At 70.9% G+C, this 20,157-nt stretch carries 14 protein-coding genes; 6 read left to right on the forward strand and 8 right to left on the reverse strand.

Features of this window, described 5'->3' with window-relative positions; translation table 11 throughout:
• Window positions 1–21: 21 nt before the first annotated feature.
• Window positions 22–3,561: a DNA polymerase III subunit alpha gene (gene dnaE, locus ACZ7MF_RS33945; RefSeq protein ID WP_471482065.1), complete on the reverse strand. Its 3,540-nt coding sequence runs from the start codon at window positions 3,559–3,561 to the stop codon at window positions 22–24.
• Between the two features lie 202 nt (window positions 3,562–3,763).
• On the opposite strand from dnaE, the gene ACZ7MF_RS33950 reads away from it, so the two are divergent.
• From ACZ7MF_RS33950 to ACZ7MF_RS33965, 4 genes are all read left to right on the forward strand, one after another.
• Window positions 3,764–5,104 (forward strand): DUF2252 domain-containing protein, encoded by a 1,341-nt coding sequence (locus tag ACZ7MF_RS33950; protein ID WP_471482066.1) that lies wholly within the window; start codon window positions 3,764–3,766, stop codon window positions 5,102–5,104.
• 86 nt (window positions 5,105–5,190) lie between these two features.
• Window positions 5,191–5,901, forward strand: a complete 711-nt coding sequence (locus ACZ7MF_RS33955; RefSeq protein ID WP_356864326.1) for a hypothetical protein — start codon at window positions 5,191–5,193, stop codon at window positions 5,899–5,901.
• Between the two features lie 101 nt (window positions 5,902–6,002).
• Window positions 6,003–6,803, forward strand: coding sequence for a DsbA family protein (locus ACZ7MF_RS33960; protein WP_471482067.1), 801 nt, complete (start codon window positions 6,003–6,005; stop codon window positions 6,801–6,803).
• A gap of 83 nt (window positions 6,804–6,886) precedes the next feature.
• Window positions 6,887–8,542 (forward strand): alkaline phosphatase D family protein, encoded by a 1,656-nt coding sequence (locus ACZ7MF_RS33965; RefSeq protein WP_471482068.1) that lies wholly within the window; start codon window positions 6,887–6,889, stop codon window positions 8,540–8,542.
• On the opposite strand, the gene ACZ7MF_RS33970 is transcribed toward ACZ7MF_RS33965, so the two are convergent.
• Complete coding sequence (locus tag ACZ7MF_RS33970) at window positions 8,527–9,117, reverse strand: dienelactone hydrolase family protein (protein WP_356864332.1); 591 nt, start codon at window positions 9,115–9,117, stop codon at window positions 8,527–8,529. The two genes, ACZ7MF_RS33965 and ACZ7MF_RS33970, sit on opposite strands and share 16 nt — an antisense overlap.
• A gap of 105 nt (window positions 9,118–9,222) precedes the next feature.
• Here ACZ7MF_RS33970 and ACZ7MF_RS33975 point away from each other — a divergent pair, with 105 nt between their 5' ends.
• Window positions 9,223–10,371, forward strand: a complete 1,149-nt coding sequence (locus tag ACZ7MF_RS33975; RefSeq protein ID WP_471482069.1) for a mechanosensitive ion channel family protein — start codon at window positions 9,223–9,225, stop codon at window positions 10,369–10,371.
• 42 nt (window positions 10,372–10,413) lie between these two features.
• On the opposite strand, the gene ACZ7MF_RS33980 is transcribed toward ACZ7MF_RS33975, so the two are convergent.
• The 5 genes from ACZ7MF_RS33980 to ACZ7MF_RS34000 all read right to left on the reverse strand — a co-directional run bounded on the left by ACZ7MF_RS33980 (window position 10,414) and on the right by ACZ7MF_RS34000 (window position 14,997).
• Window positions 10,414–12,000 (reverse strand): Na+/H+ antiporter, encoded by a 1,587-nt coding sequence (locus ACZ7MF_RS33980; protein WP_471482070.1) that lies wholly within the window; start codon window positions 11,998–12,000, stop codon window positions 10,414–10,416.
• 103 nt (window positions 12,001–12,103) lie between these two features.
• Window positions 12,104–12,595, reverse strand: a complete 492-nt coding sequence (locus tag ACZ7MF_RS33985) for a GNAT family N-acetyltransferase (RefSeq protein ID WP_471482071.1) — start codon at window positions 12,593–12,595, stop codon at window positions 12,104–12,106.
• The gene (locus ACZ7MF_RS33990; RefSeq protein WP_356864362.1) at window positions 12,592–13,536 is read right to left on the reverse strand and encodes an RluA family pseudouridine synthase; all 945 of its coding nucleotides are present in this window, start codon (window positions 13,534–13,536) and stop codon (window positions 12,592–12,594) included. Before ACZ7MF_RS33990 ends, ACZ7MF_RS33985 begins: the two co-directional genes overlap by 4 nt.
• Before the next feature lie 91 nt (window positions 13,537–13,627).
• Window positions 13,628–14,236, reverse strand: a complete 609-nt coding sequence (gene lspA / locus ACZ7MF_RS33995; protein WP_471482072.1) for a signal peptidase II — start codon at window positions 14,234–14,236, stop codon at window positions 13,628–13,630.
• Window positions 14,237–14,304: 68 nt separating this feature from the next.
• A complete protein-coding gene (locus ACZ7MF_RS34000) occupies window positions 14,305–14,997 on the reverse strand; it encodes a TraR/DksA family transcriptional regulator (protein ID WP_471482073.1) in 693 nt (230 codons plus the stop codon).
• A gap of 554 nt (window positions 14,998–15,551) precedes the next feature.
• Here ACZ7MF_RS34000 and ileS point away from each other — a divergent pair.
• Window positions 15,552–18,695 carry an isoleucine--tRNA ligase gene (gene ileS / locus ACZ7MF_RS34005; protein ID WP_471482074.1) on the forward strand — a complete coding sequence of 1,048 codons (3,144 nt, stop codon included), beginning with the start codon at window positions 15,552–15,554 and terminating at the stop codon, window positions 18,693–18,695.
• A gap of 261 nt (window positions 18,696–18,956) precedes the next feature.
• Here ileS and divIVA read toward each other — a convergent pair whose 3' ends face one another.
• The gene (divIVA, locus tag ACZ7MF_RS34010; RefSeq protein ID WP_471482075.1) at window positions 18,957–20,156 is read right to left on the reverse strand and encodes an apical growth/hyphal branching protein DivIVA; all 1,200 of its coding nucleotides are present in this window, start codon (window positions 20,154–20,156) and stop codon (window positions 18,957–18,959) included.
• Window position 20,157: the final 1 nt, after the last annotated feature.

Raw genomic sequence — 20,157 nt, forward strand, 5'->3', positions numbered from 1 at the left:
GCCCCTCGCTCGTTTCTCCGCTCAGCCCGCCAGGCAGGACGGCCCGAGCAGCACCTTGAGGTCGCCGAACAGCGCCGGATCGGGCTTCACCCGGTGCCGGTCCAGGCGCAGCACCGTCGTCTTCGTGGGCCCCTGGAGCTTGATCCGCACCTCGCTGTCGCCCCGGTGGTGGGTGAGGATCTCACCGAGCCTGCTGACCATCGGCGGCGTGATGCGGGTGGCCGGGATGGTGAGGACGACGGGTGCGTTGGTGCCCGCGTTGGACAGGTCGGGGATCATCAGCTCCATCGCGACCAGCCGGGGGATGTCCTCCCGCTTGTCGAGGCGCCCCTTGACGAACACCACGGCGTCCTCGACCAGTTGCGTGGACACCAGCTGGTACGTCGCCGGGAAGAACATGCACTCCAGCGAGCCGGCGAGGTCCTCGACGGTGGCGATGGCCCAGGCGTTGCCCTGCTTGGTCATCTTGCGCTGGAGGCCCGAGATGATGCCGCCGATGGTGACGACCGCGCCGTCGCCGAAGTCACCGCCGGTGAGCTGGGAGATGCCCGCGTCGGCCTTGTCGGACAGCACGTGCTCCAGGCCGAAGAGCGGGTGGTCGGAGACGTAGAGACCGAGCATCTCCCGCTCCTGGGCGAGCAGATAGGTCTTGTCCCACTCGTCCTCGCCGAAGACCACGTCGAGTCCGAAGCCGGGCTCGTCGTTCTGCTCGTCGCCCATGCCGCCGAAGAGGTCGAACTGGCCCTCAGCCTCCTTGCGCTTGACCGCGACCACGTTGTCGATCATCGGTTCGTACTGCGCGGTGAGGCCCTTGCGGGTGTGTCCCATCTCGTCGAAGGCGCCGGCCTTGATCAGCGACTCCGTCGTCCGCTTGTTGCAGACGACCGCCTCCACCTTGTCCAGGTAGTCGGGGAAGGACGCGTACTTCCCCTTGGCCTTGCGGCACTTGATGATCGACTCGACGACGTTGGTGCCGACGTTGCGCACGGCGGAGAGGCCGAAGAGGATCACGTCGTCGCCCTGCGCGGCGAAGTTCGACATGGACTCGTTGACGTTGGGCGGCAGCACCTTGATGCCCATGCGCCGGCACTCGTTCAGGTAGACGGCCGACTTGTCCTTGTCGTCCTTGACCGAGGTGAGCAGGGCGGCCATGTACTCGGCCGGGTAGTTCGCCTTCAGGTAGCCGGTCCAGTACGAGACCAGGCCGTACGCGGCCGAGTGCGCCTTGTTGAAGGCGTAGCCGGCGAAGGGGACCAGCACGTCCCACAGGGCCTGGATGGCCTCGTCGCTGTAGCCGTTCTTCCTGGCTCCGGCCTGGAAGAGGACGAAGTTCTTCGCCAGTTCGTCGGGCTTCTTCTTGCCCATCACGCGGCGCAGGATGTCGGCCTCGCCGAGCGAGTAGCCCGCGATGATCTGGGCGGCCTTCTGCACCTGCTCCTGGTAGACGATCAGGCCGTAGGTGACCGCGAGGACCTCCTGGAGGGGCTCCTCCAGCTCCTTGTGGATCGGCGTGATCTCCTGGAGGTTGTTCTTGCGCAGCGCGTAGTTGGTGTGCGAGTCCATGCCCATGGGGCCGGGGCGGTAGAGCGCGGAGACGGCGGAGATGTCCTCGAAGTTGTCGGGCTTCATCAGCCGCAGCAGGGAGCGCATCGGGCCGCCGTCGAACTGGAAGACGCCGAGCGTGTCGCCGCGCTGCAGCAGTTCGAAGGTCGTAGGGTCGTCCAGCGGCAGCGACAGCAGGTCGAGGTCGATGCCCTTGTTGGACTTCACCATCTTGACGGCGTCGTCCATGATCGTGAGGTTGCGCAGGCCGAGGAAGTCCATCTTCAGCAGGCCGAGCGACTCGCACTGCGGATAGTCCCACTGCGTGATGGTCACGCCGTCCGTGTGCCGGACCCAGATCGGGGCGTGGTCGACGATGGGCTCGCTGGACATGATCACGCCGGCCGCGTGCACGCCCATCTGCCTCACCAGGCCCTCGACGCCCTTGGCGGTGTCGATGACCTTCTTGACGTCCGGCTCGCTCTCGTACATCGAGCGGATCTCGCCGGCCTCGCTGTAGCGCGGGTGCGTCGGGTCGGTGATGCCGTTGAGGTCGATGCCCTTGCCGAGGACGTCGGCGGGCATGGCCTTGGTCAGCCGGTCGCCCATCGCGTACGGGTAGCCCAGCACGCGCGCGGAGTCCTTGATGGCGTTCTTGGCCTTGATCTTGCCGTAGGTGCCGATCATGGCGACCTTGTCGGCGCCGTACTTCTCGGTCACGTACCTGATCACCTCGACGCGCCTGCGCTCGTCGAAGTCGATGTCGACGTCGGGCATGGAGACGCGCTCGGGGTTGAGGAAGCGCTCGAAGATCAGGCCGTGCGGGATGGGGTCGAGGTCGGTGATGCCCATCGCGTAGGCCACGATCGAGCCGGCCGCGGAGCCTCGGCCGGGGCCGACCGCGATGCCCTGGTTCTTGGCCCACATGATGAAGTCGGCGACCACCAGGAAGTACCCCGGGAACCCCATCTGGATGATGACGTCCATCTCGTACTCGGCCTGCTTCTGGCGGTCCTCGGGGACCTGGCCCGAGAAGCGGCGCTCCATGCCGCGGCGGACCTCCTCCTGGAACCAGGTGACCTCGGTGAAGCCGTCGGGGATGTCGAACTTCGGCATGAGGTCGCGCTTCTCGAACATGCCGGTGGTGTCGATCATCTCGGCGATCAGGCGCGTGTTGGCGCAGCCCTCCTGCCAGGCGTCGGAGGAGTCGATGGCGTACATCTCGTCCGTCGACTTCAGGTAGTAGCCGGTGCCGTCGAAGCGGAAGCGGTCCGGGTCGGAGAGGTTCTTGCCGGTCTGGATGCACAGCAGGGCGTCGTGGGCGGTCGCCTCGTGCGCGTAGGTGTAGTGCGAGTCGTTCGTCACCAGCGGCGGGATGCCGAGCTTCCTGCCGATCTCCAGGAGTCCGTCGCGGACCCGGTGCTCGATCTCGATGCCGTGGTCCATCAGCTCCAGGAAGTACCGGTCCTTGCCGAAGATGTCCTGGTAGTCGGCGGCCGCCTTCAGGGCCTCGTCGAAGTGGCCCAGGCGCAGCCGGGTCTGCACCTCGCCGGAGGGGCAGCCGGTGGAGGCGACGATGCCCTCGGACCACTGGCTGATGGTCTCCTTGTCCATCCGCGGCCACTTCTGCAGCCAGCCCTCGGCGTAGGCGTCGGAGGAGAGGCGGAAGAGGTTGTGCAGACCCTTGCTGTTCGTCGCCCACATGGTCTTGTGGGTGTAACCACCGGAACCGGACACGTCGTCCCGCTTCTGGTGCGGCTGGCCCCACTGGATCTTGCGCTTGTTGCGCCGGGACTCGGGCGCGACGTAGGCCTCGATCCCGATGATCGGGGTGACGCCGGCCTTCTTCGCGGAGTGGAAGAAGTCGTACGCCCCGTGCAGGTTGCCGTGGTCGGACATGGCGATGTGCGACATGCCCATCTCGTTGCACGCGTCGAACATGTCCTTGAGCCGCGCGGCACCGTCCAGCAGCGAGTACTGGGTGTGGACGTGCAGGTGCGTGAACGGCGGCTTTGACACGTGCGGCCTCCTGAGAAAACTGGGGACGACTGGCGGCGGTCGATCCGGGGGGTCAGCGTCGAAGTCTATGCCTCACCACTGACACTCGAAGGCTCCCCACGCGTACCTTCTGGGGCGGGCACTCCCGCACCCCTTCGAACGTTGGCCCGAGTGGAGATCCGCTCCATCCGTGAGGCACCACCCGCACCAGGAGGCACCAGGCATGTCGGTCCCGCAGCTCAACGAGGAGCACCGCGGCGAGGAGATCCTCGCCGTCTTCGACACCGCCTTCGGCCGGCTGCTGGCCGCGGATCCCGCGGCGTTCCGCGTGAAGTTCCGGAAGATGGCGGCCTCCGCCTTCGCGTTCTACCGCGGCACCGCAGGTCTCTTCTACCGCGATTTGACCGAGGATCCGGACTTCGGTGACCAGCACGGCGGCGCCTACCTGGACGAGCGGACCTCCCGGGTGTGGATCCACGGCGATCTCCACGCGGAGAACTTCGGCACGTACATGGATTCCACCGGCCGGCTGATCTTCAACGTCAACGACTTCGACGAGGCCTACGTCGGCCCCTTCACCTGGGACCTCAAGCGCTTCGCCGCCTCCGTCGCGCTGATCGGGTACGCGAAGGCGTTCAGCGACGAGCAGATCAGCGAGCTGGTGCGGGTGTACGCGGGCGCGTACCGCGAGCGGATCCACGCCCTGGCCACCGGCGCCAAGAGCGACGAGGTGCCGCCCTTCACGCTGGACACCGCGGAGGGTCCGCTGCTCGGCGCGTTGCGGGTGGCCCGCTCGCTGACCCGCTTCGGGCTGCTGGACTCGATGACCGAGATCCGTGATTTCGAGCGCCGCTTCGCCCCCGGCGGCGGCTCCATCGAGCTGGACGCCGCCACCCGCTACAAGGTGCTCGCGGCCTTCGACGGCTACCTGGAGACGCTCCCCGAGTCCTCCCTGGCCCGCCCGGACTCCTACCGCGTGAAGGACGTCGTCGGCCGCCGGGGCATCGGCATCGGCTCGGCCGGCCTGCCGTCGTACAACATCCTGCTCGAGGGCAACAGCGACGCCCTGGAGAACGACGTCGTGATCTACATCAAGCAGGCCCAGACCCCGGCCGTCTCCCAGCACATCACCGACCAGGCCATCCAGGACTACTTCCAGCACGAGGGCCACCGCACGGTGATCTCCCAGCGCGCCCTCCAGGCACACGCCGACCCGTGGCTGGGCTGGACCGAGCTGGACGGCGCCGGGCAGCTGGTCGCCGAGGTCTCGCCGTACGCCGTCGACCTGGACTGGGGCGACATCGACGACCTGGAGGAGATCGCCGAGGTCGTCGCCGACCTGGGCCGGGCCACCGCGACCATGCACGCGGCGGCCGACGACCAGTCCGGGGAGTCCCTGGTGCCGTTCTCCACCGAGCGGGCCATCGACGCGGCGATCGCGGCCGACGAGGAGGGCTTCGCGCCGCTGCTGGTCGACTTCGCGCACCGCTACGGCGCACGCGCGCGCGGTGACCACCAGACCTTCGTCGACCTGTTCCGCAACGGCCGGATCCCGGGTCTGTGACCATTCCGGTTCGGTAACCGTCGGCCGTCTCACAGGAACCCTTTAGGGGTCTCTTACCGGACCCCGTGACACACTCTTCTACTGCTATGGACATATCCGGAACCCCGCTCAGAGCCGTACGCGCGGCGCTGTTCACGGCACTCGCCGTGACCCTCAGCACCGCGTCGCACGTGCTGCTGTCCGGGGTTCCGCTGCCGCTGCCCACGGTGGCCGCCGTCGCGGCCGCCGTGTTCCTGATCGCGTACGCCCTGGCCGGGCGGCGCGAGCGCGGCTTCGGGCGGATCGCCGCCCTGCTGATCCCGCTGGAGCTGGCCGCCGACACGGTCTTCACCACCGGCCAGCACGTCTGCTACGGCCGGGCGGGCGGCCCGGTCGCGGGTCCGCTGCGCTCGGTCGGCTTCGACGTGCTGTGCGGCGACGGGACCGGCATCCACGCCGGGGTGACCGCGCCGCTGACCCGGGTGACCGGGGCCGAGACCGACCGGATGGCGTCGGTGCTGGCCCAGGCCGATCCCGGCACCGCCTGGCTGCTCCTTGCCGCGCACGTCGGGGTCGGGCTGCTGGCGGCGGCCTGGCTGCGGCGCGGCGAGCGGGCGCTGGCCCAGCTGCTCGGCGCGGTGGCCGCGACCACCTTCCGGCCGCTGCTGCTCGCCGTCGCGGCGGTGGGCGTACGCCGGGCCCCGGCGGTGCGCCGCCCGGCTCCCCCGGTCCGCCGCGCCGCCGGCGCCCGCGAGCGGATCCTCACGCACTCCCTGGGACGTCGCGGACCGCCGCACCCGGTCGTCGCCCTCGTCTGACCCGGCCCCGGCCGAGTCGGCACGAGCACCACCGAGCACGGCAGTCCCCCATACGAACTTCCGCACACCCCCGTGTGCGCGTCCCCGGAGAGATCATCATCATGAGCAAGCGGAACAGCCAGGCGGCGAAGACGGCGGCCCGTGAGCGCCTGCGCCAGGAGCGCGAGCGCCAGGCCAAGCGTGACAAGGTCAGGCGCCAGGTCATCGTGGCCGCCTCCATCGTCGGCGTGCTCGCGATAGCCGGCGGCATCAGCTACGCCGTCGTGCAGGGCAACAAGCCCAGCGGCTGGGACAAGGCCGCCGAGGCGAAGGTGGTGGCCCCGGCCAACACCTCCGGCAAGGACGGCACCACCGTCGTCATGGGCGAGTCCAAGTCCGACAACGTCATCCACCTCTACGAGGACCCGCGCTGCCCGGGCTGCGCGGCGATGGAGCAGAGCATCGGCGAGACCGTCAACAAGGGCATGGAGGACGGCGACTACAAGCTCTCCTTCACCGTCGGCACCTTCCTCGACGGCAACCTGGGCGGCGAGGGCTCCAAGAACGCGCTGAGCGCGCTGGGCGCCGCGCTGAACGTGAGCCCCGAGGCGTTCGTCGACTACAAGACCGCGCTCTACTCCACGAAGTACCACCCCGAGGAGTCGACCGACGAGTTCGCCAAGGACGACTACCTGATCAAGGTGGCGGACTCGGTCGACGCCCTGAAGGGCAACAAGAAGTTCCAGGACGCCGTGGAGAAGGGCACCTACGACGCCTGGGCGATGCGGATGAGCAAGTCCTTCGACAAGGCCGAGGGCGTCGAGTCGACCCCGACCATCAAGATCAACGACAAGGTGGTCGAGACCCCGAGCACGCCCGACGCGTGGCAGAAGGCGCTGAAGGACGCGGGCGTCACCAAGTGACCCGGTGATCGTCGTCTGACGAGTGGGCGAACTTTTGCGAGTTCGCCCACTCACGCGTGTACCGATCAGTAACCTGATCGGCCGTGACCAGTCGACACAGAGCCTCCGAGAACTCCCGTACCCCGAGCCGCCGTACGGTCGTCAAGGCCGCGGCGGCCGGTGCCGTGCTCGCCGCCCCCCTCGCCGCGGCGCTGCCCGCCGGTGCCGCCGACGCGGCCCCCGCCTTCCTGCACGGCGTCGCCTCCGGCGATCCCCTGCCCGACGGGATCCTGCTGTGGACCCGGGTGACACCGGTGCCCGAGGCCATACCGGGCTCCGGAACCGGCCCGGACACCGAGGTGAGCTGGGTCGTCGCCACGGACAGGGCCCTCACGAACGTCGTCGCCAAGGGCTCCGTCACCGCGACGGCCGCCTCCGACCACACCGTCAAGGCGGACGTCCGCGGCCTCGCGCCCGCCACGGACTACTGGTTCCGCTTCTCCGCGGGCCCCACCGGCTCCCCCGTCGCCCGCACCCGCACCGCCCCCGCGCACGACGCGGCCGTCTCCGGCCTGCGCTTCGGCGTGGTCTCCTGCGCCAACTGGGAGGCCGGGTACTTCTCCGCGTACCGGCATCTCGCGGCCCGCGGCGACCTGGACGCCTGGCTGCACCTGGGCGACTACATCTACGAGTACGGCACCGGCGAGTACGGCACCCGCGACACCGTCGTGCGCCCGCACGCGCCGGCCCACGAGATCCTCACCCTCGCCGACTACCGGATCCGGCACGGCCGTTACAAGACCGACCCCGACCTCCAGGCCCTGCACGCCACGGCGCCGGTGGTGGCGATCTGGGACGACCACGAGATCGCCAACGACACCTGGTCGGGCGGCGCCGAGAACCACACCGAGGGCGCCGAGGGGAGCTGGGCGGAGCGGCAGAGCGCGGCCAAGCGGGCCTACTTCGAGTGGATGCCGGTGCGCCCGGCGATCGCGGGCACCACCTATCGACGGCTGCGCTTCGGCAAGCTCGTCGACCTCTCGCTGCTCGACCTGCGCTCCTTCCGTTCGCAGCAGGTGGCGCTGGGCAACGGCGAGGTCGACGACCCGGACCGCACCCTCACCGGCCGCGCCCAGCTCGACTGGCTCAAGGCGCATCTCGCCTCCTCCGACGCCGCCTGGCGGCTGGTCGGCAACCCGGTGATGATCTCGCCGTTCGCGGTCGGCTCGCTCCCCGCGTCGCTGCTCGGGCCGCTCGCCGAACTGCTCGGGCTGCCGAAGGGGGGCATCGCCCTCAACACCGACCAGTGGGACGGCTACACCGACGACCGCCGCGAGCTGCTGGCCCACCTGCGCGCGCACGCGATCCGCAACACCGTGTTCCTGACCGGCGACATCCACATGGCCTGGGCCAACGACGTGCCGTACAACGCCGGGACCTACCCGCTGTCCGCCTCCGCGGCCACGGAGTTCGTCGTGACATCGGTGACCTCCGACAACCTCGACGACATCGTGAAGGTCCCCGAGGGCACCGTCTCGGCGATCGCCGCGCCGGTGATCCGGGCCGCGAACCGGCACGTGCGCTGGGTCGACACGGACCGGCACGGCTACGGCGTGCTGGACATCACCGCGGACCGGGCGCAGATGGACTACTACGTGGTCTCCGACCGCACCGACGCGGCGGCCACGTCCGCCTGGGCCCGCTCCTACCGCACGCGCAGCGGCACGCAGCGCGTCGAGCGCGTCTACGCCCCCGTCTGAGCCTCCCGGAGGGACTCGAGGAAGCCGAGCGCCACCCGCCAGGTGGCCTCGGCCGCCTCCGCGTCGTAGTCGTCCAGCTCCGGGTCGGTGTACAGGTGACCGGCCCCGGCGTATCTGTGCACCTCGACGTCGGCGCCGATCCGGCCCATCTGGAGGTACCAGGCGCTGAGCCAGTCGTCCGTCTCGAAGGGGTCCGGCTCGGCCACGTGCAGCTGGACCGGGAGCTCGTCGACCGAGGCGTTGGGCGCGAGGTCCGAGGTGCCGTGCAGGAGCAGCAGCCCGCGCGCCCGGTGGTCGCCGAGGGCGAGGGTCTGGGCGATGGAGGCGCCGAGCGAGAACCCGGCGTACACCAGCCCGCGCTCCGAGTAGGGCGCGGCGGCCAGCACGGCCCGCTTCAGCAGCTCCTCGCGGCCGATCCCGTCCTGGTGGGCCATGCCCTCCTCGACCGTGTCGAAGGTACGGCCCTCGAAGAGGTCCGGGGTCCACACCTGGTGCCCTGCGTCGCGCAGCCGGTCGGCGGCCTGCCGCACCGCGGGCCTCGGGCCGAGGGTCGAGTGAAAGAGCACGATGTTCATGAGGCCATGGTGCCAGCCGGGTGTGACAGGGCCGCGTGCGGAGATACCCGGTGCGGGACGTACGTCACAGGTTCACAGCGCCGCGCGGCCGGTTACGTTCGAGGGATGGAGACGATACTCCGCCCGCTGATCGTGGTCGGCGGCTCGGTGCTGCTGACCGTGGTCATCGGCTGGGCCACCGACCTGTTGCTGCGCAAGGCCGACGGACGCCACCCCGAGACACCGCTGTGGGGGCTGCTGCGGCGCGCCCGCCTGCCCTACCAGATCGTGCTCTGCGCGGGCCTGCTGAGAGGGTCCTACGTCGAGGCCGGGGTGTTCCCCGAGCACGGGACCGGGGTCGGCCGGACGCTGACACTGTTGCTGATCGGCTCGGCGGCCTGGCTGGTGGTCCGGATCGCGGCGGCGGTCGTCGAGACGTCCTACTCGCGGTACGCGCACGCGCACGCCGAGCGGGATCCGGCCCGGGTGCGCCGGGTGCGGACCCAGGTGTCGCTGATCATGCGGGTGGTCACGGCGGTCGTCGGCGTGGTCGCCGTGTCGTCGATGCTGCTGACCTTCCCGGCGATGCGGGCGGCGGGCGCCTCGCTGCTGGCCTCGGCCGGCATCATCGGCATCGTCGCCGGTGTGGCGGCCCAGTCCACGCTGGGCAACCTGTTCGCCGGGTTCCAGATCGCCTTCGGCGACATGGTGCGCATGGGCGACACCGTCGTGGTGGACGGGGAGTGGGGCACGGTCGAGGAGATCACGCTGACGTATCTGAGCGTGCGTACCTGGGACGAGCGCCGGATCACGATGCCGGTGTCGTACTTCACCTCCAAGCCGTTCGAGAACTGGTCGCGCGGCACCCCGCAGATGACCGGGACGGTGTTCTGGCACCTCGACCACTCGGCGCCGATGGACCTGATGCGCGAGCGGCTGCGCGACATCCTGCGCGAGTGCCCGGCCTGGGACGGACGCAACTACAACCTGACCGTCACGGACACCACCCCGACCACCATGGAGGTGCGGGCCCTGGTGACGGCGAAGGACGCGGACGACATCTGGACGGTGCGGGTCACGGTGCGCGAGGGGATGCTCCGCTGGCTGACCGACGAGCACCCGTACGCGCTGCCGCGGGTCAACACGGCGGACGCGGCACTGCGCCCGCCCCACGAGGGCTTCCCGCACGCCCGGCGCTCCGCCGCCGAGGACTCCCGCCACCCTTCCGGGACGGACTCCCGCCGCTTCCCGGGCCGGCCGGCCAAGAGCCTGTGACCGCGGGCCCGCGGGTGCGGGCGGGGGCAGCGCAGGCGGGGGTCAGCGCAGGCTGCGCACGTCCAGGTGGCGCAGGACCCGGTCGACGATCTCCGGGTCGGCGCCGGGTTCGCTGCGGGCGGCCAGCACCTCGTGCCGGGCGGCACTCAGCATCTCGCCCTGGATGCGCCGGACGCGCTTGAACCGCCGGGCCCGCTGCTCCTGCGCCTCCCGCCGTTCCTCGTCCCCGAGGTCCGGGCTGATGCGTACGCCGATGTCGAAGGCGCGCCGCAGCATCTGCTCGGACAGCTCCTCCGGCAGTTCCTCCACCGACTCGATCTCCTTGAGCCGCTGCTTGGCCGCCCGGGCCGCCCTGAGGGCCAGGCCCCGCTCGAACTCCTGCTCCCGCTCGGTGTCCGCCCGTACGCCCAGCCTGCCCACCAGCCAGGGCAGCGTCAGCCCTTGCAGCAGCAGCGTGCCCATGATCACCCCGAAGGCGATGAAGACGATCTCGTCCCGGTGCGGGAAGGGCGCCCCGTCGTCCGTCTGGAGCGGGATCGCCAGGGCCAGCGCGACCGAGGCCACGCCGCGCATCCCCGCCCACCACATGACCACCGTCTCGCGCCAGCTGGTCGGGATGTCCTCGTCCTGGTCGCGCCTGGCGTGCAGCCGCTGGGTCAGCCAGGTGGCCGGCAGCAGGTACAGCAGCCGGACCAGGACGACGACGACGAGGATCGCCGCCGCCCAGCCGAGCAGTTCCGTCCACCGGCCGGAGGCGGTGCGGACGGCGTTGTGCAGTTCCAGTCCGATCAGGCCGAAGGCCACCCCGGTGACCAGGGTGTCGACCACGTCCCAGACGGTGTGGCCGCCGAGCCGGGTCATCACGTCGTCGGCGTCCGAGGCGTACTCGGCGAGGAACATGGCGGTGGTGAGCACGGCGAGCACGCCCGATCCGTGCAGTTCGTCGGCGGCGACGTAGCTCACGAACGGCACCAGCAGAGTCAGCCCGATCTGCAGCGTCGGGTCGCCGAGCACGCTCATGAGCTTGTTGGAGCCCCAGCCCAGGGCGAGCCCGATCGCGACGGCGACGACGGCGGAGAGCACGAGGTCGAACCCGGCCCGCCACGGTGAGAAGGAGCCGCCGACCGCCGCGGCGATGGCCACGTGGTACAGGACGATGGCCGTCACGTCGTTGAAGAGCCCCTCGCCCTCCAGGATCGACACCAGGCGCCGCGGCAGCCCCAGTTGTCCGGCGACGGCGGTCGCGGCGACCGGGTCGGGCGGCGCCACCAGCGCGCCCAGCGCGAAGGCGGCGGCGATCGGCAGCCCCGGCACGATCGCGTGGGCCACGGAGGCCACGCACACCATGGTGACGAAGACCAGCGCGACGGCCAGCAGGAAGATGGGGCGCTTGTTGGCCGCGAACTGCCGCCAGGAGGTGCGCCGCACGGCGGCGTACAGCAGCGGCGGCAGCAGTCCGGGCAGGATCAGTTCGGGCGGGATGTCGACGTTGGGCACGAAGTCGAGCAGCGCCAGGACGATCCCGAGGAGCGTCATCAGCACCGGCGCCGGCAGCCCGAGCCGGGCACCGATCGGTACGCTCAGCAGGGCCCCGAGCAACAGCATGAACAACAGGGCCAGCTGATCCACGGTCACCGCTCCGGTGGGGTCTAGGGGCTGTGGTCTGGGCGTTCACCCGGCGAACCCCAAGCCTGCCACGCCACCGGTCCCACCGGCCGGTGCGCCGCCCCCGCTACCAGGAGCGCCGCATCGCGCGGTGGGGGATCCCGGCGTCGGGGAACTCGGGTCCGTACGCCTGGTACCCCAGTCGCTCGTAGAAACCCAGGGCGTGGGTCTGCGCGTGCAGGTCCACGGCGGTGAGTCCCCGCGCGCGTGCGGCGTCCTCGACGGCCCGCACCAGCGCGGCCCCGACACCGAGGCCGCGGGCCGCGGCGGTCACCGCGAGCCGGCCCAGGGAGCCGACGGCCGGATCGCCGTCGCCGTTCTTCGCGGCGGCGGCCGCACCGTGCAGCAGCCGGCCGGTGCCGAGCGGCACGCCGTCCTCGCGGACGGCCAGGACGTGCACGGCATCGGCGTCGTAGGCGTCGTACTCGATGTCCTCGGGGACCTGCTGCTCGGCGACGAAGACGTCCTTGCGCACCGCGAAGCAGGCCTCGCGGTCGGCGGGGTCCTCGGCGACGCGCACCTCGTAGGCCGGGGCCGGGGCCGGGCTCGGGGTGCTCATCCGTAGGTCTCCTCGCGGACCAGGTCGAGGGCCTGCTGGAGGTCCTCGGGGTAGTCGCTGGCGTACTCGACCCAGTCGCCGGTGCCGGGGTGCTCGAAGCCGAGCCGCACGGCGTGCAGCCACTGGCGGGTCAGCCGCAGCCGCTTGGCGAGGGTGGGGTCCGCGCCGTAGGTCAGGTCGCCGACGCAGGGGTGGCGGTGGGCCGCCATGTGGACGCGGATCTGGTGGGTGCGGCCGGTCTCCAGCTTCACGTCGAGCAGGGAGGCGGCGCGGAAGGCCTCGATCAGGTCGTAGTGCGTGACGGAGGGCTTGCCCTCGGCGGTGACGGCCCACTTGTAGTCGTGCTGCGGGTGGCGGCCGATGGGGGCGTCGATGGTGCCGCTGGTCGGGTCGGGGTGGCCCTGGACGAGCGTGTGGTAGCGCTTGTCGACCGTGCGTTCCTTGAACTGGCGCTTGAGCGAGGTGTAGGCGCGCTCCGACTTGGCCACCGCCATCAGGCCGGAGGTGCCGACGTCGAGGCGGTGCACGATGCCCTGGCGCTCGGCGGCGCCGGAGGTGGAGACGCGGTACCCGGCGGCGGCCAGTCCGCCGATGACCGTCGGCCCGCTCCACCCCGGGGACGGGTGCGCCGCGACGCCCACCGGCTTGACGACGACGACCACGTCCTCGTCGTCGTGCACGATCTCCATGCCCGCGACGGGCTCGGCGACCACCTGCACGGGCGCGGGCGCCTGCGGCATCTCGACCTCGAGCCAGGCGCCGCCGTGGACGCGTTCGGACTTGCCGACCACCGATCCGTCGACCTGCACCTTGCCCGCCGCGGCGAGCTCCGCGGCCTTGGTACGGGAGAAGCCGAACATGCGGGAGATGGCGGCGTCGACGCGCTCGCCCTCCAGGCCGTCCGGCACGGGCAGGGTACGGATCTCGGGAATCGTGCTCACCCGTCGAGTATGCCGGACGGACCGGACACTCCCGAACGCGCGCCCGGCCCCTGTGGACAACCGGCCCCTGTGGACTACCGGACCGGCGGAGTCAGTCCTTGTGGACGGTCCCGTCCGGGTCCAGGCCCCGGAAGGAGAGGATCACGATCAGGATGCCGCCGCACACGATCGCCGAGTCGGCGAGGTTGAAGACGGCGAAGTGCTTGGGCGCGATGAAGTCCACGACCGCGCCCTCGAAGACCCCGGGGGCCCGGAAGATCCGGTCGGTGAGGTTGCCGAGGGCGCCACCGAGCAGCAGGCCGAGCGCGATCGCCCAGGGCAGGCTGTGCAGCTTGCGCGCGAGGCGGGCGATGACGACGATCACGGCAGCGGCGATCACCGTGAAGATGATCGTGAACGCCTCGCCGAAGCCGAAGGCCGCACCCGCGTTGCGGATCGCGGCGAACCGCAGCCAGTCGCCGATGATCTCGATCGGCTCGTGGTGCTCCAGCTTGGCGACCACCAGCATCTTGCTGCCCAGGTCGAGCAGGTACGCGAACAGGGCGACCGCGAACAGCACGGCGACCCGCCGCTTGCCCCGAGTGCGCTCAGGAGCCTGCTCCTGCTGCTCCCGCTCCGGCTCGGCGTCGGGCCGCTCCTGCCCCTCCCCCGCCGCGTCCGGGGTCTCCGGAGTACCGATGATGCGCTCCGCCTCTGCCACGTGAGTCCCTCAGCCTAGGTCCTTGACTGAGCACGAGGGTACGGCACACTTCCCGTCCCGGCTGCGGCTCAGTACCGGCGCTCCTGCTTCTGCTTGCACTCGACGCACAGGGTGGCTCGCGGGAAGGCCTGCATCCGCGCCTTGCCGATCGGGTTGCCGCAGTTCTCGCACAGGCCGTAGGTGCCCGCGTCCAGGCGTTCCAGGGCCCGCTCGGTCTGGGTGAGCACCTCGCGCGCGGTGGCGGCCAGCGCCAGTTCGTGCTCGCGCGTGATGTTCTTGCTGCCGGTGTCCGCCTCGTCGTCGCCCGCGCCGTCGCCGGAGTCGCGCATCATGCCCTGCAGCGACCGCTCGGAGGAGTCGATCTCGGTGCGCAGCCGGTCCGCCTCGGACTGCAGCCCGCCGCGCGCCTCCTCGACCTCCTGCGGGGTCCAGGGTTCCTCGCCGGGCCGTACCGCGAGGTCGCCGGGGTCCGCGGCGGCGGTGCCGCGGGCCTTGGGAACAGCGGTCTTGGCCGCCGTGGCCGTGCCAGGAGTCTTCTTCGCAACCACCGTCGTGGCTCCCGTCTGCTCCGCGGCCTCGGCCGCGCCCACTTTCTTGGCCGTGCTCTTCTTCGCCGTGCTCTTCTTGGCCGTGCTCTTCTTCGCCGCGGTCTTCTTTGCCGGGCTCTTCCCTGCCGCCGTCTTCTTCGCCGGGTCCTGCTCGGCGGCGCTCTCCTCGGCGGCGCTCTGTTTCGCGGCCGTCGTCTTCTTCTTCGCCACCATGGCCGCGGCCCCTTCACATATTGTGATCTTGCGCGCGAATCGTGCTGGGACGATAAATCGACTCCGGTCCCGCGGCAACGGGGCACGCCGCCCGATTCGCCCGCCCACCGTGCGCCACGCGGCGAGCATGCATGCGTTGTGCCCAGCTCCCCGCCCGGTAATCCGCCGGAACGCCCCCCGGGCCGCCGGTGCGGGGACCGGCCCCCGGACGGCGGCATTCGGGTCACGCCAAAACCGGTCGGCCGTTGTCCGCGCGGCGCCGTACACTGGGCGCAGCGAAAAGCATGGATGGGGACGAGTAGCGGCGGCAGCAGCCCAGAGCGACCCGGGGACGGTGTGAGCCCGGGGGCGAGCCCGACGTGAAGATCACCCCGGAGCCGCCGGAAGAAAGCCGTGGCAGGACAGCCGCGGCGAGTAGAACCGGCTCGCGACCCCAATGAGGGGGCTCACCGGAGCACACGACGCACCGGCCGGGCCAAGGAGGGTGGTACCGCGGGAGCACGCCTCTCGTCCCTCCGACGGAAGGCAGCACGTCCGCCGGAGGAAGCTCGCTGATGACAACGCCTCAGTACCGCCAGGTACCCGCCCAGGTCGACCTGCCCGCGCTCGAACACGCGGTGCTCGACTTCTGGCGCGAGCAGAAGATCTTCGCCAAGAGCCTGGAGCAGTCCGAGGGCCGCCCCGAGTGGGTGTTCTACGAGGGCCCGCCCACCGCCAACGGCATGCCCGGCGCCCACCACATCGAGGCGCGCGTCTTCAAGGACGTCTTCCCCCGCTTCCGCACGATGCGCGGCTACCACGTGGGCCGCAAGGCCGGCTGGGACTGCCACGGCCTGCCGGTGGAGCTCGCCGTCGAGAAGGAGCTGGGCTTCTCCGGCAAGCAGGACATCGAGGCGTACGGCATCGCCGAGTTCAACGCCAAGTGCCGCGAGTCGGTGACCCGCCACACCGACGCCTTCGAAGAGCTCACGACCCGTATGGGCTACTGGGCCGACCTCCAGGACCCGTACCGCACGATGGACCCGGAGTACATCGAGTCCGTCTGGTGGTCGCTGAAGGAGATCTTCGACAAGGGCCTGCTGGTCCAGGACCACCGCGTCGCCCCCTGGTGCCCCCGCTGCGGCACCGGCCTGTCCGACCACGAGCTGGCCCAGGGCTACGAGACGGTCGTCGACCCGTCCGTCTACGTCCGCTTCCCGCTGACCTCCGGCCCGCTGGCCGGCGAGGCCGCGCTGGTCGTCTGGACGACGACCCCGTGGACCCTGGTCTCCAACACCGCGGTCGCCGCGCACCCCGACGTCACCTACGTCGTCGCCACCGACGGCGAGGAGAAGCTGGTCGTCGCCGAGCCCCTGGTCGCCAAGGCGCTCGGCGAGGGCTGGGAGACCACCGGCCAGTCCTTCACCGGCGCCGAGATGGAGCGCTGGACGTACCAGCGCCCGTTCGAGCTGGTGGAGTTCCCGGAACCCGCCCACTACGTGGTGAACGCCGACTACGTCACCACCGAGGACGGCACCGGCCTCGTCCACCAGTCCCCCGCCTTCGGTGAGGACGACCTCAAGGTCTGCCGCGCGTACGGACTGCCCGTGGTCAACCCGGTCCGCCCGGACGGCACCTTCGAGGAGGAGGTCCCGCTGGTCGGCGGCATCTTCTTCAAGAAGGCCGACGAAAAGCTGACCGAGGACCTGGGGACCCGGGGCCTGCTCTTCAAGCACATCCCGTACGAGCACAGCTACCCGCACTGCTGGCGCTGCCACACGGCGCTGCTCTACTACGCGCAGCCGTCCTGGTACATCCGCACCACGGCGATCAAGGACCGTCTCCTCCAGGAGAACGAGAAGACCAACTGGTTCCCGGACGCGGTCAAGCACGGCCGGTACGGCGACTGGCTGAACAACAACATCGACTGGGCGCTCTCCCGCAACCGCTACTGGGGCACCCCGCTGCCGATCTGGCGCTGCGAGGAGGACCACCTCACGGTCGTCGGCTCCCGCGCGGAGCTGACCGAGCTGACCGGCACCGACCAGTCGGCCCTGGACCCGCACCGCCCGTTCATCGACGACGTGACCTTCGCCTGCACCCACGAGGGCTGCTCCCTCGAAGCGGTGCGCGTGCCGGAGGTCATCGACGCCTGGTACGACTCGGGTTCGATGCCGTTCGCGCAGTGGGGCTACCCGTACAAGAACAAGGAGCTGTTCGAGAGCCGCTACCCGGCGCAGTTCATCTCCGAGGCCATCGACCAGACCCGCGGCTGGTTCTACACGCTGATGGCGATCGGCACCCTGGTCTTCGACAAGTCGTCCTACGAGAACGTGGTCTGCCTCGGCCACATCCTCGCCGAGGACGGCCGCAAGATGTCCAAGCACCTGGGCAACATCCTGCAGCCGATCCCGCTGATGGACCAGCACGGCGCCGACGCGGTCCGCTGGTTCATGGCGGCCGGCGGCTCCCCGTGGGCGGCCCGCCGGGTCGGCCACGGCACCATCCAGGAGGTCGTCCGCAAGACGCTCCTCACGTACTGGAACACGGTCGCCTTCCAGGCCCTGTACGCCCGCACCACGGGCTGGGCCCCGAGCGGGGCCGACCCGGCCCCGGCCGACCGCCCGGTCCTGGACCGCTGGCTGCTCTCCGAGCTGCACGCGCTCACCGACCAGGTCACGCAGTCGCTGGACGCGTACGACACCCAGCGGGCCGGCAAGCTGCTGTCCGCGTTCGTCGACGACCTGTCCAACTGGTACGTGCGCCGTTCCCGCCGCCGCTTCTGGCAGGGCGACAAGGCCGCGCTGCGCACCCTGCACGAGGTCGTCGAGACGGTCACCAAACTGATGGCGCCGCTGACCCCGTTCATCACCGAGCGGGTCTGGCAGGACCTGGTCGCGCCGGTCACCCCGGGTGCGCCGGAGTCGGTCCACCTGTCCTCGTGGCCCGAGGCCGACCTGACGGCGATCGACCCGGAGCTGTCGAAGCAGATGGTCCTGGTCCGCCGCCTGGTCGAGCTGGGCCGTGCCACGCGCGCGGAGTCCGGCGTCAAGACCCGGCAGCCGCTCAGCCGGGCGCTGATCGCGGTGGCGGGCTTCGGCGCGCTCTCCCCGGAACTGCACACGCAGATCACGGAGGAGCTGAACGTCGAGTCCCTCGCGTCGCTGAGCGAGGTCGGCGGCTCCCTGGTCGACACGACCGCGAAGGCCAACTTCCGGGCGCTGGGCAAGCGGTTCGGCAAGCGGGTCCAGGACGTGGCGAAGGCCGTCGCGGCCGCGGACGCCGCCGCGCTGTCCCTCGCCCTGCGCGAGGGCACGGCCTCGGTGGAGGTCGACGGCGAGACGGTCGCCCTCGCTCCGGACGAGGTGATCATCACGGAGACGCCGCGCGAGGGCTGGTCGGTCGCCTCCGACTCGGGCGCGACGGTGGCGCTCGACCTGGAGATCACGGAGGAGCTGCGCCGGGCCGGTCTCGCGCGGGACGCGATCCGCCTGATCCAGGAGGCCCGCAAGAACAGCGGCCTCGACGTCGCCGACCGGATCGCCCTGCGCTGGACGGCCACGGACCCGGCGACGATCGCCGCCCTGATCGGCCACGCGGGTCTGATCGCCGACGAGGTCCTGGCGACGGACTTCGCACAGGGGGAGGCGGACGACACGTACGGGGCGCCGTTCACGGACGAGGGCCTGTCCCTGGTGTTCCGCCTGCGCAAGCAGTAGCCACCTGGCAGCACCTGGGCCCGGCCTCCCTCGCGTGAGGGGAGCCGGGCCCAGTGCTGTCTGTCGGTGTGGGCCAAGGGTGGGGTTCGCTCACTGGCGCTTGCCAGGGTGCCGCTGCGCCCACCCGTGCCGCCCCAGCGGCACGACTGCCCGCAGCTAGGTACACCAAAGGGCGGGCCCCGGGTTCAGAAACCCGGGGCCCGCCCTGAACGTTGCCGAAGGCTACGCCGTACTACCTACCGGACGTCAGTCCGAAGCAGCTCAGTTGTCGTCCTCGTCGATCAGGAACCCGCGCATCGGCGAAGGCGCCTGCCCCATCGGCGACGGCCCCTGGGGCCGCACCGGTGCCATCGGCTGGGTCATCGCGGGCGACATCTGCTGCTGCCCGCCGTAGGACGGACCGGACTGGCTCGGGCCGCCACCCATCGACTGGTTGCCGCCGTAGGACGGGGCGCTGGCGCCGGCCGGTGCCATCGAGGGCGCCGGGGACGGCGGCAGGGAAGCCGTCGCGGGCGTGCGCGGCGGGGCGAGCGAGTCGTCCGCCTGGGTCTCCAGCTGGCGCAGCTGCGACTCCAGGTACGACTTCAGTCGCGTCCGGTACTCGCGCTCGAAGCCGCGCAGGTCCTCGACCTTGCGCTCCAGCGTGGCGCGGGCGGACTCCAGGGAGCCCATCGCGACGCGGTGCTTCTCCTGCGCGTCCCGCTCCAGGGCGTCCGCCTTGGCACGGGCGTCCCGCTCCAGACCCTCGGCACGCGAACGCGCCTCGCCGACGATCTTGTTGGCCTCGGAACGGGCCTCGGCGATCGCCTGGTCGGCGGTCTGCTGGGCCAGCGAGAGCACGCGGGCGGCGCTGTCGCCGCCGGGGCCGCCCTGACCGGGCATGCCGGGACCACCAGGGCCACCGGGGCCCTGCGGGCCGCCCATGGGGCCGCCCATCGGACCGGGACCCATCTGGCCCTGCATCGGACCCGGGCCCTGGCCCATCGGCCCCGGACCCTGACCCATCGGGCCGGGACCCTGCGGGCCACCCTGTCCGCCGGGACCGGCGGGCAGCTGCGGGGCACCGCTCGGCAGCTGGGGCGGACCACCCATGGGGCCACCCATCTGCTGCTGCGGCGGGCCCGATATGCCGGCGGGCACCGGAGCGCCGGGACCTCGCATGCCCTGCTGCGGCATACCACCCTGCTGCATACCGCCCTGCTGCGGGGGGTGCCCCTGGTGCTGCGGCGGCTGCTGATCCTGCGGAGGTTCCGGAGGCTTGCGCATGTTCTGCTGGTTCTGCGCGGCCGCACGCGTGGCCGCGGCCAGCTTGGCGCGCAGGTCCTCGTTCTCGCGGAGCAGCCGGGTCAGTTCGGCTTCGACCTCGTCGAGGAAGGCATCGACCTCGTCCTCGTCATAGCCTTCTCGGAGGCGGACGGTCGTGAACTGCTTGTTCCGCACGTCCTCGGGGGTCAACGGCATC

It is taken from the genome of Streptomyces sp. NPDC111628, from assembly GCF_055635195.1.

What these genes read in the sequence shown, in the direction of transcription:
- ACZ7MF_RS33950 (WP_471482066.1), top strand. Translation starts at nt 3,764, where the DNA reads ATGTCGGTCCCGCAGCTCAACGAGGAGCACCGCGGCGAGGAGATCCTC.
- ACZ7MF_RS33955 (WP_356864326.1), top strand. Translation starts at nt 5,191, where the DNA reads ATGGACATATCCGGAACCCCGCTCAGAGCCGTACGCGCGGCGCTGTTC.
- ACZ7MF_RS33960 (WP_471482067.1), top strand. Translation starts at nt 6,003, where the DNA reads ATGAGCAAGCGGAACAGCCAGGCGGCGAAGACGGCGGCCCGTGAGCGC.
- ACZ7MF_RS33970 (WP_356864332.1), bottom strand. Translation starts at nt 9,117, where the DNA reads ATGAACATCGTGCTCTTTCACTCGACCCTCGGCCCGAGGCCCGCGGTG.
- ACZ7MF_RS33975 (WP_471482069.1), top strand. Translation starts at nt 9,223, where the DNA reads ATGGAGACGATACTCCGCCCGCTGATCGTGGTCGGCGGCTCGGTGCTG.
- ACZ7MF_RS33985 (WP_471482071.1), bottom strand. Translation starts at nt 12,595, where the DNA reads ATGAGCACCCCGAGCCCGGCCCCGGCCCCGGCCTACGAGGTGCGCGTC.
- ACZ7MF_RS34000 (WP_471482073.1), bottom strand. Translation starts at nt 14,997, where the DNA reads ATGGTGGCGAAGAAGAAGACGACGGCCGCGAAACAGAGCGCCGCCGAG.
- ileS (WP_471482074.1), top strand. Translation starts at nt 15,552, where the DNA reads ATGACAACGCCTCAGTACCGCCAGGTACCCGCCCAGGTCGACCTGCCC.
- divIVA (WP_471482075.1), bottom strand. Translation starts at nt 20,156, where the DNA reads ATGCCGTTGACCCCCGAGGACGTGCGGAACAAGCAGTTCACGACCGTC.